The sequence below is a fragment of the Streptomyces sp. NPDC045470 genome (assembly GCF_040646595.1).
In the GTDB taxonomy this organism is placed as follows: domain Bacteria; phylum Actinomycetota; class Actinomycetes; order Streptomycetales; family Streptomycetaceae; genus Streptomyces.
The window spans coordinates 33,231-47,988 of record NZ_JBEZAN010000005.1 but is presented as its reverse complement, the minus strand read 5'-3'; the positions used below and the strand labels follow the sequence as shown (position 1 = coordinate 47,988).

The window sequence follows — 14,758 nt, the reverse complement described above, 5'->3', positions numbered from 1 at the left end:
TCATCGGCTCCGGAGGAGGCGTTCCACCGGCAGCCCTAGGGCGTTTCTGATGGATCTCCGTGGGGAAGGAGCGGCGTCCGGTGCGTGCGCTCGGCGTGCGGCGCGAAGGGTCATGTGGCGGAGCCACCTGTCCCTTCGCACCGTGCGGCGAGGGTGCGTGCCGGGAGTCGCGACGCCGCGGAGATCCATCAGAAACGCCCTAAGGCGGGAGGGCGCCGGATGCAAGGAGGATCAAGGACGATGGCAGGCAACACGGAGCCGCTGTCGCCGCGGGCCAAGCTGGCCGTGACGGCGGGCAAGGCCGCGGCGGCGGTGTCGCGCGCGGCGGGCCGCGGCAGCGGATCGGTGATCGGCGGCAAGGTGGCGCTCCGGCTCGACCCCGACCTGCTGGCCCGGCTCGCCCGGCACCTGGACGTGGTGCTGGTGTCGGCGACCAACGGAAAGACGACCACGACGCGGCTGATCGCGGAGGCGCTGCGGGCCAGCGGCCCGGTCGTCTCGAACGCGCTCGGCGCCAACATGCCGGCGGGCATCACCTCCGCGCTGGCCGGCGGCTCCGACGCCCGCTTCGGCGTCATCGAGGTGGACGAGAAGTACCTGGCGGGCGTGGCGCGGGACGTGACGCCCAAGGCCATAGCGCTGCTGAACCTCTCGCGCGACCAGCTCGACCGCGCCGCGGAGACCCGGATGCTCGCCGAGCACTGGCGGGAGGGGCTGGCCGGCTCCAAGGCGCTGATCATCGCCAACTGCGACGACCCGCTGATCGTGTGGGCCGCCTCGTCGTCGGCGAACGTGGTGTGGGTCGCGGCGGGCCAGGAGTGGAAGGACGACGCCTGGTCCTGCCCGTCCTGCGGCGGTGTGATGCAGCGCCCCGGCGACGACTGGTTCTGCGGCGAGTGCGGCTTCCGCCGGCCGACGCCGAGCTGGGCGCTCTCCGGTGACCACGTACTCGACCCGCACGGCAGCGCCTGGCCGATCCGGCTCCAGTTGCCGGGCCGGGCGAACAAGGCCAACGCCACGACGTCGGCGGCGGTCGCCGCGGCGTTCGGCGTGCCGCCGCAGGTCGCCCTGGAGCGGATGTACTCGGTCCAGGCCGTCGCGGGCCGCTACGACGTGGTCTCGTTCCTGCAGCGCGACCTGCGTCTGCTGCTGGCGAAGAACCCGGCGGGCTGGCTGGAGACGTTCTCGCTGATCGACCCGCCGCCGACACCGGTGATCCTGTCGGTGAACGCACGCGGCGCGGACGGCACGGACACCTCCTGGCTGTGGGACGTCGACTACACCCGGCTGGCCGGTCACCCGATCTTCGTGATCGGCGACCGCAAGCTGGACCTGGCGGTCCGCCTGGAGGTCGCGGGCCTGGACTTCCGGGTGTGTGACACGGTGGACGAGGCGGTGCAGTCGGCTCCTCCGGGCCGTATCGAGGTCATCGCCAACTACACCGCCTTCCAGGACCTCCGCCGGCGAGTGGGGAACTGACGTGAACCAGCGACCTTCCCGACAAGGACGAGCGAGCATGAGTGACAACAGCCTGCGGTTGGTCTGGATCTACCCGGACCTGCTGAGCACGTACGGGGACCAGGGCAACGCCCTGGTGGTGGAGCGCCGGGCCCGCCAGCGCGGCCTGGACGTCCAGCGCCTCGACGTCCGCTCCGACCAGCAGATCCCCACCTCCGGCGACATCTACCTGATCGGCGGCGGCGAGGACCGGCCGCAGCGGCTGGCGGCCGAGCGGCTGCGCCGCGACGGCGGTCTGAACCGCGCGGTCTCCAACGGCGCGATCGTCTTCTCGGTGTGCGCCGGCTACCAGATCCTGGGCCACGAGTTCATCAACGACCTCGGGGAGCGGGAGCAGGGCCTGGGCCTGCTGGACGTGGTGAGCACCCGCGGCGAGGGCGAGCGGTGCGTCGGCGACGTCCTGGCCGACATCGACCCGCAGCTCAACCTGCCGCCCCTGACCGGCTTCGAGAACCACCAGGGCGTGACCCACCTGGGGCAGACGGCCCGCCCGTTCGCCCGGGTCCGCTTCGGCAAGGGCAACGGTGTCGGCGACGGCTACGAGGGCGCGTACAACGACACCGTCTTCGGTACGTACATGCACGGCCCGGTCATGGCGCGCAACCCGCACATCGCTGACCTGCTGATCAAGCTGGCGCTGGACGTCAACGCGCTGCCGCCGGCCGACGACCGCTGGTACGAGGCGCTGCGGCAGGAGCGCATCGCCGCGGCCACGCAGCCCGCGTAACGATTCGCCGCACGCCGTACGACCGGGTACGCCCGCAGTGTCCGCACTGCGGGCGTACGTGTACCCCAGGGTCCTCGCGCTTGTAGGGTGAGCGCCATCCAGCCGGACGACGGGGTCCGGGCGTCCGGTCGAGAGCCCGCGCCCGCGCCCGGCCGTGGTCCGGAGGGCGGGCTCCGATGTGCAGAGGGTCTGCGAAACATGCGTATTGGTGTGCTCACCTCCGGCGGCGACTGCCCCGGTCTGAACGCCGTCATCCGCTCCGTCGTCCACCGCGCCACCGCCGATCACGGAGACGAGGTGATCGGTTTCCGGGACGGCTGGAAGGGCCTTCTGGAGTGCGACTACCGCAAGCTGGACCTGGACGCCGTCGGCGGCATCCTGGCGCGCGGCGGCACCATCCTGGGCTCGTCCCGGGTGCAGCCCGCGCACCTGCGGGACGGCGTGGAACGGGCCCGCGGCCACGTGGCCGAGCTGGGGCTGGACGCGATCATCCCGATCGGCGGCGAGGGGACGCTGAAGGCGGCCCGGCTGCTGTCCGACGCCGGGCTGCCGATCGTCGGCGTGCCCAAGACCATCGACAACGACATCGCCGCGACCGATGTCACCTTCGGCTTCGACACAGCGGTGGGGGTGGCCACCGAGGCCCTGGACCGGCTGAAGACCACTGCCGAGTCGCACCAGCGGGTCCTGATCGTCGAGGTCATGGGCCGGCACACGGGCTGGATCGCCCTGCACTCCGGGATGGCGGCGGGCGCGCACGCCGTCGTCGTCCCGGAGCGCCCCTTCGACGTGGCGGAGCTGACCCGCAAGGTCGGTGAGCGGTTCGAGGCGGGCAAGAAGTTCGCGATCGTGGTGGTCGCCGAGGGCGCCAAGCCGCGCGAGGGGACGATGGCCTTCGACGTGGGCGGCACCGACGTGTACGGGCACGAGCGGTTCGCCGGGGTCGCCCGGCAGTTGTCGCTGGAGCTGGAGCGGCGGCTCGGCAAGGAGGCCCGCGCGGTGATCCTGGGCCATGTGCAGCGGGGCGGCACGCCGACCGCGTACGACCGGGTGCTGGCGACCCGCTTCGGCTGGCACGCGGTGGAGGCGGCGCACCGCGGCGCGTTCGGGATGATGACGGCGCTGCGCGGTACGGACATCACGCTGGTGCCGCTGGCCGAGGCGGTGGAGACGCTGAAGACGGTGCCCGGGGACCGGTACGCCGAGACGGAGTGCGTCCTGTAGCCGGTGCCGCCGGCGCCTGCGATGGCGCGTACGGGTGCGAAGCGGCCGTGCAGCCGCCCCCGGCCGACGCTCCGGCCGGGGGCGGTTCTAGTCTGGTCGCGGAGTATCGGTACGAATCAGGAGCGAGCGGATGGATCACGGCGGGCACGGCATGGACATGGATCTGCCGCCGTTCACGCTGGGGCGCGGCATGGAGTTCGGCGGAGACCCGTTCTTCCTGGTCGGTTGCCTGGTGGGGCTGATTCTGTACGGCTGGGCGGTGCTGCGGCTACGGCGGCGCGGCGATCACTGGCCGGTGGGCCGGACGGTCGCCTGGGTCATCGGTGTGCTGACCGTGGCGCTGGTGATGTGCACCAAGCTCAACGACTACGGCATGGCCATGTTCAGCGTGCACATGGTGCAGCACATGGTGATCAGCATGCTGTCGCCGATCCTGCTGCTGCTCGGCGCGCCGGTGACGCTGACGCTGCGCGCGCTGCCGGCGGCCGGGCGGGGCCGCAAGGGGCCGCGTGAGCTGCTGGTGGCGCTGCTGCACAGCCGGTACATGCGGGTGATCACCCATGCGGCGTTCACCATCCCGATGTTCATCGCGAGCCTGTACGCGCTGTACTTCACGCCGCTGTTCGACTTCCTGATGCAGTACCGGGTCGGGCACATCGCGATGATGGTGCACTTCCTGGTGGTGGGCCTGGTCTTCTTCTGGCCGATCATGGGCGTGGACCCCGGGCCGCACCGGCCGGGCTACGTCATGCGGATGCTGGAGCTGTTCGCGGGGATGCCCTTCCACGCGTTCTTCGGCATCGCCCTGATGATGGGCACCGAGACGATGATCAAGACGTTCGAGAACCCGCCGGCCTCGCTGGGGATCGACGCCCTCGGCGACCAGAGCGCGGCGGGCGGCATCGCCTGGGCCTTCAGCGAGATCCCGTCCGTGCTGGTGCTCGTCGCGCTCCTCTACCAGTGGTACAAGTCCGAGGAGCGGCAGAACCAGCGCAAGGACCGCGCGGCGGCCCGGGACGGCGACCAGGAGCTGGCGGCCTACAACGCGTATCTGGCCTCCCTCCAGGCCCGTGGCCAAGGGGGCGGCGCGGGGTGACCGATTACTGACCGGAGGTCAGGCACGACAGGTGGCGGTACGGGCCGCGGCCGGGGACGATGTCCTTGAGGCCGCGGCCCGTGGCGTTGGGCCGCCGGGCCGCCGTGAGGAGGTTGCGGGGATGCCCGGATCTGCTAAGGCGATGGCGGCGATCACGGTGGGCGGGCTGGTCGTGGCGACGGCCTACACCGTGGCGCTGGGCGGCAGTGGCTGGCTCTGGTTCTCCTGGGTGGTGCTGGCCCTGGTCACGATCGGGATCGTGACGGCACGGCCGTCCTGAGGCCCGGCGGACGCGTGCGGCGCCGGGACGGGTATGCGCCACGCCGGGCGCGTGGGCCCGTGGCCCGTATGCCGGGGCTCAGCGCTTGCGGCTGTATTTCCGCACGAGCACGCCGTTGTCGAAGGTGCGCACGGCGTCCAGGGTGAAGTCGGTGACCGTGAAGTCCGTGCCGAACATCGGCATGCCGGAGCCGTACACCTGCGGATAGGTCTTGATCACCAGCTCGTCGACCTCGTCGAGCAGGTCACCCGCGAGCTGCGAGCCGCCGCAGAGCCAGATGCCCAGGCCGCCCTCCTCGGCCTTGAGGGCCCGGACGGCGCCGACGAGGTCGTCGGTGATCAGGTGCACGTTCGGGTCGGGCGACGCGCCGAGGCTGCGGGAGGCCACATACTCGCGGAGGTGGCCGTACGGGCTGGTGACGCCGGCGTCCAGGCCCACCTGATAGCTGCCGCGGCCCTGGATCACCGTGTCGAACTTCTGGTTCTCGGCGCCGTGGAAGCCCAGGGCGGCGCGGCCCTCGGCGGAGACGGTCTCCGGGTATTCCGTCTTGAGGAACTCCAGGAACTCCGCGTCCACGTACCGCATCATCGACGACGCGTCGCCGTGCGGATCGCCGATGAAGCCGTCGATCGAGCAGGCGACGAAGTAGGTGAGCTTGCGCAAGGTGGTCCTCTTTTCCGCCGGCGACGCGGTGGGCGCGTCGCGGTCAGGGTCGGCCGTGGGGACGCACGGACATGCCGACACGCCGTAACCACTTCACATAGAGTGCTCCAAGCGTAGTGGTTACGCAACCCCTTTCTCGTGGGCAAGCGGACCGGCCGGCCAACCGGTCGTACGGTCGACCGGCCGGCCTTCAGGCGCGGACCACCGGCGGGGCGATCCCGCGCCGACCGCCGCTCAGGAGTGGGCGACATCCACGATGAGCTGGTTCTTCTGCTGGATCACGCGGAACGGCAGCCGCTTGGCGACCCCCAGACCTATCTGCGTGTCCCCCTCGAAGCTGGCCCCGAACCGGGTGTCCTTGAAGGTGCGGTAGCCCTTGACGTCAACTCCCGGGAGCGGCTTGCCGGCCTTGCCCGGGTACGTCGACCTGCCCGTCTCCGGGTCGTAGCTCGGCGCCGCCACCCGGATCTCCAGGACGGCTCCGCCGCCGACCTCGATGAGGTCGCCGGAACCGTCCTGGTGCAGCTCCTTCACGTAACCGACCCGGTGGCCGACCGGCTTGCCGCCCGCGGTCGGCACCTCGAAGACCAGCCGGTCGTAGCAGGCGTGCTGCCCGGCCCTGATCTGCTTCAGCGGCTTGTGGTCGTGCGCGTCGGCGGACTTCAGGGCGCTCCCCCAGCCGCCGGTGTCGCACGTGGCCGACGGCGCGGCGGCCGGTGCGGCCCCCGTCACCGGGGCGGCCGTCGCCGACACCGCCGTCGCCGACACCGCCGCGCCCGCCAGCACGACCGCGGTCAGCACAGTGCCCAAACGTCGCATCAATTACCCCGTATCTCGTTGCTCGGACGGCAACCGCCGGACTTCGGCGGCCCGTTCACTGCGCGGTCCGGCCGGTCGGATCCGGCCGGTCCGTACAGGCGATCATCGCGTACGGGTCCGACAATCGGACATCCGGTCGGCGACTTCCGGCCACCGCCCGCCCGTCCGCGGCCGGTGTGCCCTTGGCGGCACGCAGGCCCTGTGCGAGGCTCGCTGCCATCGCGGAGCCGGACCCGGGCGTGCCGTCCCGCCGGCGCCGGTGCGCACGCATGCCGATACGGCCGCCTGTTACGGACAGTCCGGCGCGGTTTCCGGCCCGATCGGCCAGGCAGGGCCGGGGAACCGGCCACGGAGCCGAGGAGAGCCCCAAGATGACTACTTCTGACCATGCCGGTCGGACCTCCCGCACCGCTCACCCCGAAGGCACCGACCACACCCGCCGCACGACCGACGCGCACCCCTCGGGCCACCCCGACCCCACCCTCTACCGCACACCCTCCGAGGCCGTCGCCGCTCCCCCGGAGAAGCTCGCCTACCTCGTCGGCTTCGACCGCTCCGCCCGGCGCCCGGACGCGCTGATCGTCGTGGACACCGACCCCGCGTCGAGTTCGTACGGACGGGTGCTGCACCACGCCGACGTACCCGGGCTCGGCGACGAACTCCACCACTTCGGTTGGAACGCGTGCTCCAGCGCCCTCGCCCACGAGGGACACCACCAGCCCGAGCGGCGCTACTTACTGGTGCCGGGACTCCGCTCCTCCCGGCTGCACGTGTTCGACACCCGTCCGGACCCGGCCCGCCCCCGCCTCGTGAAGGTGATCGAACCCGCCGAACTGGCCGACGCCGCGGGTTATTCACGGCCGCACACCCTCCACTGCGGGCCCGGCGGCGTCCTGCTCTCCTGCCTCGGCGGCGCGCACGGCGACGACGGTCCCGGCGGCGTCGCGTTGCTCGACCACGAGACCTTCGACGTCCTGCGCGCCTGGGAGACGGACCGCGGCCCGCAGCGCCTGGCCTACGACGTGTGGTGGCACCTCCAGCACAACATCGCGGTGACCAGCGAGTGGGGCACCCCGTCGATGGTCGAGAACGGTGTCGATCCCGAGCTGCTGCTCGGCCGCGCGTACGGCCACGCGCTGCACTTCTGGGAGCTGGACTCCGGCCGCCACCTGCAACGCGTCGACCTGGGCGACGAACACCAGATGGTGCTGGAACTGCGGCCCGCGCACGACCCGGCGGCGACGTGGGGCTTCGCGGGCGTGGTGGTGAGCGTGGCGGACCTGTCGGCGTCCGTGTGGCTGTGGCACCGCGAGGACGACGGCCGGTTCACGGCGCGAAAGGTCATCACCATCCCGGCGGAGCCCGCCGAGAAGGACGCGCTGCCGCCGGTCCTCAAGCCGTTCGGCGCGGTGCCGCCGCTGGTCACCGACATCAACCTGTCGGTGGACGACCGCTGGCTGTACGTGTCGGCGTGGGGCACCGGCGAACTCCACCAGTACGACGTGAGCGACCCCGCCCGTCCGCGCAGGACCGCGTCCGTACGGCTCGGCGGCATCACCGCCCGGCAGCCGCACCCGGCCGCGCCGGGCCTGCCGCTGACCGGCGGCCCGCAGATGGTCGAACTCAGCCGCGACGGGCGCCGGGTGTACCTCACCAACAGCCTGTACGGCGCCTGGGACGACCAGTTCTACCCCGACGGCATCCACCCCTGGCTCGCCAAACTCGACGCCGACCCGGAACACGGCGGCCTCGCCCCCGACCCCCGTTTCTTCCCGCACGGCGAGGACTTCCGCGGGCTGCGCGTCCACCAGACGCGCTTGCAGGGCGGTGACGCGTCGTCCGACTCGTACTGCTACCGCTGACCGCGGCCGGCCGGTGGGCGGGCGGACGGATTCCGTACCGGAACCGTTCGCCCGTCACACGCGTGACACGGGACACGGGGTACTCGACCGGAACCACCGCCGCGTCGGCCGGCGGACGGGAGGACACGGACCATGCACGGTGAATCGGGCAGCGCACGGAGACGTGTGGCGCATCCTTCGGTGGAGGCCGTGGTGCGCGCCTTCCTCGCGAGCGCGGACCGGTCGCGTCCCGGCCTGGTCGAAGGGCTGTATCTGACCGGGTCGATCGCCCTGGGCGACTTCCGGCCGGGGCGCAGCGACGTCGACTTCGTCGCCGTCACCGCCCGGCGTCTCACGGCGGAGGACGTCGTGGCCCTGCGGCAGGCGCACGCCGAGACGCGCGCCCAGCACCCGCGCCCGTACTTCGACGGTGTCCACGTCACCTGGCAGGATCTCGCCGCCGGGTACGCCTCCTGCCCCGCCGTTCCGTACACGCTGCGGGGGAAGTTCCGTACGGACGACGCCTTCGAGGTCAACCCGGTGACCTGGGCCGTCCTCACGAAGCACGCCGTACCGGTACGCGGTCCGGTGCCCGGCGGTTTCGAGGTCGGTGCGGACCGGGCCGCCCTGTACGACTGGACGCTGGGCAACCTCGGCGGCTACTGGCGGCGCTGGCACACCGCGCACCGCGCACCGCTGTCCCTGACGGGGCTGGCCGCACTGGGCGGTTGGGCGACGGCCTGGGGAGTGCTCGGAGTCAGCCGTCTCCATCACACGGCGGCCACCGGGGAGATCGTTTCGAAGAGTGCCGCAGGCCGCTACGCCCTGGAGACGTTCGCCCCGGAGTGGCACCCAGTGATCGAGGAGGCCCTGCGCCTGCACGGCTCCGTCACCGCGCCCCCGGCCACTCCCTCCCGCCCCCTGCGCAGCCCCTTCGCCCGCCGCAGAGCCGCCACGGACTTCGTCGCCATGGTGGTCGAGGACGCGACGGCGGAACGCTGAACCGATGTCGGCCGGTGTGTCGAAAAGGGTGGTCGGGACGGGCCCGATGTCGGATCCGAGCAGCCGAAAGGCGCTGGCGCGGAGCGTCGCCCGTCGTGTTCCATGATCGTGCGAAGGGCTGCGCCGGGACGGGAGTTCCTGCACCGGCCGGCCGGCCCACGACCGCGCACGCCGTACGTCCGCCGCGTCGGCCGCCCCCGCACCCTCCGGCCTTCGGCCGTCCTCTTCCGTCCGACCACCAGGAGCCCCGCCCCATGTCCACCACCGCAACCCGCCCGTCCTTCCTCCTCGTCCACGGCGCCTGGCACCGGTCCACGTGCTGGTCCGCCCTGCAGGACGCCCTCACCGCCGACGGCTTCGAGTCCCACACCGTCGACCTGCCCAGCTCGGGCCCGCAGGGCACGCCCACCGCCGGTGTGTACGACGACGCCGAAGCGATATCGGCGCGGCTGCGCGGGATCGAAGGCCCGGTGGTCGTCGTCGGCCACTCCTACGGCGGCATCCCCGTCACCGAGGCCGCCGTCGGCCATGCGCACATCACCCACCTCGTCTACCTCACGGCGTACATGCCGTCGGAGGGCGAGTCGCTCGGCAGCCTGCACGGCCGGGACGCCGCCAAGGGCGTTGACCTCGACGGCGTCCAGCCCTCCATCTTCGAGGACCCGCGTGCGTCGCTGTACGGGGACGTGCCGGACGACGTGGCCGCGCAGGCCGTCGGCCGGCTCGTCGAGCAGAGCCGGCGGTCCTTCCAGGAGCCGGTGACCCGCGCGGCGTGGCGGACCGTGCCGTCCACCTACGTGATCTGCGAGGGCGACCGGGCGCTCCAGCCCGCGATGCAGACGAAGATGTCCGCGAACGCCACCCGCGTCGAACGTCTCGGCACCGGCCACTCCCCCTTCCTGGCGGCGCCGGCCGAGCTGGCCGCCCTGCTCGGGCGGATCGCCGCCACCGTTCCAGGGCAGCGCGCCTGAGGTCCGTGGCACGGTGCTCAACGGGTCCGGGGCACGGATGCCGCGCTCCGGCTCACGAGGCACCGGCTACGAGATCTGCGGCGCAGCGCGAAGCTGACCAGGGAGGAGCGCCGTGAGCGGTCGGAGGAAATCCTCGGGGCCGTCAACGCCTTGCGACCGCGCCGGCCGAACTCCCCATCACGAGCGTCCGCCGCCGGTCCGCGCGCTGCGGGTCTCCGGCCATGTACGACGGCCCGGCCTCCCCTGCGTGGAGAGCCCGGGCCGTCCGGTGCCGCTCAGCGGCGTTCACTCATGTGCTTCGGCTTCCACCGGCTTCGGGATCAGGAACGACGCCACGAGGGCGACGGCCATGATGACGACTCCCGCGATCATTCCGGCCGTGTAGCCGGAGGCGGACGACGGATCGTCGGCCGGTACGGCGGTCTTGACCGCGTACAGGGCCGCGAAGCTGAGGCCGGAGCCGAGGTTGAAGGCGCCGGCGTTCAGGCCGGGCAGGAAGCCCGGATTCTCCTTGGGCGAGAGCACGATGCCGAGCCCGTTGAGCACGATGTTCGCCACGCCCGCGTAGGTGATGCCCACCAGGATGGAGGCGGCCAGCAGCAGCCCCTTGGAGTGGGCGGAGAGCGTGACGATCATCAGGACGACGGTCGCCGCCGCGCCGACGAGGCCCAGTCGCAGGATGCGCCCGTACCCGTACGTCGCCGCGAGCCGGCCGGCGATCGGGCCCATGGCCAGGCCCGCGATGGCGTACGGCGTGAGCGTCCACCAGGCGGACTGTTCGGCCGACATGCCGAGCCCGGCCTGCGCGTCCTGCGCGAAGGCGGGGATGAGCCCGTTCATGACGGCGAAGACGCCCGTCATCGTCAGCATCGTGGTCAGCAGCGTCGCCCAGGTCGAGCGCTGCCGCAGGTGCCGGGTGGCGACCAGGGGGTGTCCTGAGCGGTCCTCGGTGCGCCAGAACAGCCAGAACGCGACCGCCGCCACGACCACCAGGACCGCGATGAGCGGCCAGTTCGCGGCGGCCAGCTTGCCCGCCTCGTTGAGCGCGACGAGCAGCGAGCCGACCGACACGACGAGCAGCAGGACGCCCGGCCAGTCCATCCGGTGGCTGTCGGGAGCCTTCGACTCCGGCGCCATGACCGCGACGAGGGCGGCGGCGATCGCGGCGACGACGGCCATGGCCCAGAAGACCGCGGCGAAGCCGTGCCGGTCGGCGAGGTAGCCGCCGGCGAGCGAGTCGATGCCCGCGATGCCGCCGTTGACCGCGGTGATCACGCCGAGCAGCGTGCCGTACCGCTTGGGCTCGGTGACCTCGACCCGCAGCATGATCAGACACAGCGGGACGGTCGGCCCGGACACGCCCTGGATGACGCGGCCGACGAACAGCATCGGCACGCTCTGCGCCAGCGCCGCCACGATGCAGCCGACGACCATCAGGGCCATCATCCCGGCGAGCACCTTGCGACGGCCGACGATGTCGCCGAGCCGCGGCAGGAACAGCGAGAACAGCGCCGCCGAGGTGAAGAACGCGGTCTGGGTGAGCCCGATCTCGGCCGAGGTGGCGCCGAGGCTGTCCTCGATGCTCTTCAGCGCGGGGCTGAGCATGCTGGCGTTGAGCTGGAAGGCGACACAGGCCGTCAGCAGCGCCGTGACCAGCACGCCGACCCGTACGGAGCGCCCTGGGCCCGTCGTTTCGGCGGGCCGGGCGGTGTGCGGCGCGCTCATGCCTCGACGTCGCCGATGCGCTCCAGGGCGTCCACCACGAGGTTCCAGAACCGCTCGTGGTCGAGCTTGACGGCGACCTGGGTGCGGCAGTCCTCGGGGATCGGCCAGCGGAAGTCGGTGACGGTCATGCCCATGGTGAGGCCGCCGGTCAGCTCGATGTCCACCGGCGCCTTGCGCACGGTCATCACGTCCGGGTCGATGACGTACGCGACGGCGCACGGGTCGTGCACCGGCGGGTACTCGAAGCCCTGGTTCTCCCGGTAGGCGTCGCGGAAGAAGTCCAGCAGTTCCAGGACGAACTTGGCGGGCTTGGTGCCGACGTCGGTGATCTTCTTGGTGACCTCGGGGGTCGCCAGCGCCTGGTGGGTGAGGTCCAGGCCGACCATGGTCACCGGCCAGCGCTCGTTGAAGACGATGTGCGCGGCGTGCGGGTCGATGACGATGTTGAACTCGGCGACCGCGCTCCAGTTGCCCTCGTGGAAGCCGCCGCCCATCAGGACGACCTCACGGACGCGCTCGGCGATCCGGGGCTCCTTGCGCACGGCGAGCGCGATGTTGGTCAGGCCGGCGGTGGGAACGATGGTGATTTCGCCCGGTTCGTGCGACATCACCGTGTCGATGATGAGGTCGACGGCGTGCCGGCGGTCGAGCTCGACGTTCGGCTCGGGCAGGTCCGGGCCGTCCAGTCCGGTGTCGCCGTGGATCTCGGGCGCGTTCTCGATGGTCCGGACGAGGGGCCGCGGGCTGCCGGCCGCGAAGGGCACGCCGGTGATACCGGCGATGCGGGCCACGGACAGCGCGTTGCGGGTGACCTTCTCCAGGGTCTGGTTGCCGACCACGGTGGTCACGGCGACCAGGTCGATGTCGGGATTGCCGTACGCCAGGAGCATGGCGATGGCGTCGTCGTGCCCGGGGTCGCAGTCGAGAATGATCTTTCTGGCCAACGGAAGAGCCCCTTTGCTCAGCTGAAGGTGTTGAAGTGGATCTCTTGGTGCACAGCTGTGAGGGCTGGTACCGGAAGAGCGCGGACGGACGGCGGCGCACCGGGCCCGGCGGACGGGGCCGACCACGGCTGGTGCTGCCGGGCACCTCCCCTTCGACACGGTGCGGGTAATCGATTTCACGACGGCGCTGCCGCCATCCAGGGCCCTGACCAGCGATCGGGGCCCTGTCCCGTCATAGTGCCAGAGCATTCGGGCGGGACGGGCATCCGGGGCGTCACGGGGTCGGACGGGCTCGCGGGACGCAGGGGTCAGTCGTCGCGCCCCGGCTCCCCGGAGGCGTCCGGCCCGTCCGGCCCGCCGGCCGCGTCCGGCCCCGGCCGCTCGTGGTCCGGCCCCGGCCGCTCGTGCGCGGCGAGTACCGTCTCGACCGTGTCCGCCTCGGCGGCCGTCTTGTCCTCGCGATAGCGCAGCACCCGGGCGAACCGCAGCGTCACGCCCGCCGGGTAGCGGGTCGAGGTCTGCAGCCCGTCGTACGCGATCTCGACGACCAGCTCGGGGCGTACGGTCACGACATATCCGCTCTCGTCCACTGCCAGCTCGCGCAGGCGCTCCGTCTGCCAGGCCAGCATGGCGTCGGTGAGGCCCTTGAAGGTCTTGCCGAGCATGACGAACGTGCCGTCCGGGCCGCGCGCGCCGAGATGGAGGTTGGAGAGCTTGCCGGTACGGCGGCCGTGGCCCCACTCGGCGGCCAGCACCACCAGGTCGAGCGTGTGCACCGGCTTGACCTTCAGCCAGGCGGCACCCCGGCGGCCCGCGCTGTAGGGCGCGTCGAGGGCCTTGACCATGACCCCTTCGTGGCCGCGGCGCAGCGTCTCGGCCCAGAAGTCCTCGGCGGCCCGGCGCGCCGCGGTGTCGGCCGGGTCCTCGACCACCGTCCGGCGCACCCGGCGCTCCTCGGGGACCAGCCGGACCAGTTCCGCGTGCCGCCGGTCGCCGGGCAGGTCCAGGAGGTCGTGGCCGTCCACGGCGAGGACGTCGAAGAAGACCGGGGACAGCGGCAGCGCGGCCCGTGCGGCGGCCACGTCCACCCGCGAGCCGAAGCGGCCGGCGATCTGCTGGAACGGCAGCGGGCGCCCGTCGTCGCCGAGCGCGATCACCTCACCGTCCAGGACGAAGCAGGGTGCTTCCAGGGCGAGCGCGGCCTCGGTGATCTCGGGCAGTCGCTCGGTGACATCGTCGAGGGTGCGGGTGTAGATCCGTACGTCCGTGCCGTCGCGGTGCACCTGCACCCGGATGCCGTCCAGTTTTTCCTCGACGGCGCACCGTCCGGCCTTGTCGACCGCCTCGGCCAGGGACTTCGCGCCGTGCGCCAGCATGGGCCCGACGGGACGGCCCACGGTCAGCCGGAACGCGCCCAGCGCCGAGGCCCCCTCGGCGAGCAGGCCGCGGGCGACCTCCTCCAGTGATCCGGCCAGCATCACGGCCCGCCGTACGTCCGCGACGGGCACCTCGGCCGCCGCGGCGATCGCCTCGGCGGCGACGGCGTCCAGCGCGCCCTGCCGTACCTCGCCGGTCAGCAGCCCCGTGAGGAAACGTTGCTCCTCCGCGGTCGCCGCCCCCAGCAGCTCCTGTACGAGGCGGCGCCGCTCGGCCTGGGAACCGGGCCCCGCGACGGCGGCCAGCGCGGTCAGGGCCGCGTCGGTGCCGAGCACGGTCAGCGTGGCGGTGTCCGCGGCCGGCACGGGGTCCCGCAGGACGCTCCAGCCGACTCCGATACGGCCTTGCGGCAACCGGCCGGCCAGGTAGGCGATGGCCACCGGCGCGTCGTCGGGTGCGGCCTGGCGGAACAGTTCGGCCAGCAGTTTGATCTTCTGGGACCGCGCCGAGGTGGCGGCGACCTCCCCGGACACATGGGCGAGACGAGCCAGCAGCATGCAGCCATCCTGCA

14 protein-coding genes are annotated in these 14,758 nt (G+C 72.2%); 8 read left to right on the top strand and 6 right to left on the bottom strand.

Annotation, left to right across the window (positions count from 1 at the left end; translation table 11 throughout):
• Window positions 1-240: 240 nt before the first annotated feature.
• The 5 genes from AB0A97_RS17605 to AB0A97_RS17585 all read left to right on the top strand — a co-directional run bounded on the left by AB0A97_RS17605 (window position 241) and on the right by AB0A97_RS17585 (window position 4,845).
• Window positions 241-1,479: a MurT ligase domain-containing protein gene (locus AB0A97_RS17605; RefSeq protein ID WP_030018654.1), complete on the top strand. Its 1,239-nt coding sequence runs from the start codon at window positions 241-243 to the stop codon at window positions 1,477-1,479.
• 37 nt (window positions 1,480-1,516) lie between these two features.
• Window positions 1,517-2,245 (top strand): glutamine amidotransferase, encoded by a 729-nt coding sequence (locus AB0A97_RS17600; protein WP_030018655.1) that lies wholly within the window; start codon window positions 1,517-1,519, stop codon window positions 2,243-2,245.
• A gap of 198 nt (window positions 2,246-2,443) precedes the next feature.
• A complete protein-coding gene (locus AB0A97_RS17595; RefSeq protein WP_361150339.1) occupies window positions 2,444-3,469 on the top strand; it encodes a 6-phosphofructokinase in 1,026 nt (341 codons plus the stop codon).
• A 130-nt stretch (window positions 3,470-3,599) separates the two neighbouring features.
• Window positions 3,600-4,565, top strand: a complete 966-nt coding sequence (locus tag AB0A97_RS17590) for a cytochrome c oxidase assembly protein (protein WP_361150336.1) — start codon at window positions 3,600-3,602, stop codon at window positions 4,563-4,565.
• Between the two features lie 121 nt (window positions 4,566-4,686).
• Complete coding sequence (locus tag AB0A97_RS17585) at window positions 4,687-4,845, top strand: hypothetical protein (RefSeq protein WP_170251971.1); 159 nt, start codon at window positions 4,687-4,689, stop codon at window positions 4,843-4,845.
• A gap of 78 nt (window positions 4,846-4,923) precedes the next feature.
• Here the strand turns inward: AB0A97_RS17585 and AB0A97_RS17580 are convergent, their stop codons facing one another.
• From AB0A97_RS17580 to AB0A97_RS17570, 3 genes are all read right to left on the bottom strand, one after another.
• Window positions 4,924-5,508: a dihydrofolate reductase family protein gene (locus tag AB0A97_RS17580; protein WP_361150333.1), complete on the bottom strand. Its 585-nt coding sequence runs from the start codon at window positions 5,506-5,508 to the stop codon at window positions 4,924-4,926.
• Window positions 5,509-5,742: 234 nt separating this feature from the next.
• Window positions 5,743-6,327 carry a hypothetical protein gene (locus AB0A97_RS17575; protein ID WP_361150331.1) on the bottom strand — a complete coding sequence of 195 codons (585 nt, stop codon included), beginning with the start codon at window positions 6,325-6,327 and terminating at the stop codon, window positions 5,743-5,745.
• Between the two features lie 55 nt (window positions 6,328-6,382).
• Window positions 6,383-6,547 (bottom strand): hypothetical protein, encoded by a 165-nt coding sequence (locus AB0A97_RS17570; RefSeq protein ID WP_361150328.1) that lies wholly within the window; start codon window positions 6,545-6,547, stop codon window positions 6,383-6,385.
• 151 nt (window positions 6,548-6,698) lie between these two features.
• On the opposite strand from AB0A97_RS17570, the gene AB0A97_RS17565 reads away from it, so the two are divergent.
• From AB0A97_RS17565 to AB0A97_RS17555, 3 genes are all read left to right on the top strand, one after another.
• The gene (locus AB0A97_RS17565; RefSeq protein WP_361150325.1) at window positions 6,699-8,189 is read left to right on the top strand and encodes a selenium-binding protein SBP56-related protein; all 1,491 of its coding nucleotides are present in this window, start codon (window positions 6,699-6,701) and stop codon (window positions 8,187-8,189) included.
• A gap of 165 nt (window positions 8,190-8,354) precedes the next feature.
• Window positions 8,355-9,170: an aminoglycoside adenylyltransferase domain-containing protein gene (locus tag AB0A97_RS17560; protein WP_361150322.1), complete on the top strand. Its 816-nt coding sequence runs from the start codon at window positions 8,355-8,357 to the stop codon at window positions 9,168-9,170.
• A 254-nt stretch (window positions 9,171-9,424) separates the two neighbouring features.
• Window positions 9,425-10,141 carry an alpha/beta hydrolase gene (locus AB0A97_RS17555; protein WP_361150319.1) on the top strand — a complete coding sequence of 239 codons (717 nt, stop codon included), beginning with the start codon at window positions 9,425-9,427 and terminating at the stop codon, window positions 10,139-10,141.
• A gap of 285 nt (window positions 10,142-10,426) precedes the next feature.
• On the opposite strand, the gene AB0A97_RS17550 is transcribed toward AB0A97_RS17555, so the two are convergent.
• The 3 genes from AB0A97_RS17550 to AB0A97_RS17540 form a co-directional block, all read right to left on the bottom strand.
• Window positions 10,427-11,866, bottom strand: a complete 1,440-nt coding sequence (locus AB0A97_RS17550; protein ID WP_361150317.1) for an MFS transporter — start codon at window positions 11,864-11,866, stop codon at window positions 10,427-10,429.
• Window positions 11,863-12,810, bottom strand: coding sequence for a nucleoside hydrolase (locus AB0A97_RS17545; protein ID WP_361150315.1), 948 nt, complete (start codon window positions 12,808-12,810; stop codon window positions 11,863-11,865). Before AB0A97_RS17545 ends, AB0A97_RS17550 begins: the two co-directional genes overlap by 4 nt.
• Before the next feature lie 308 nt (window positions 12,811-13,118).
• Window positions 13,119-14,744, bottom strand: a complete 1,626-nt coding sequence (locus tag AB0A97_RS17540; protein WP_361150313.1) for an ATP-dependent DNA ligase — start codon at window positions 14,742-14,744, stop codon at window positions 13,119-13,121.
• Between the last annotated feature and the right edge of the window lie 14 nt (window positions 14,745-14,758).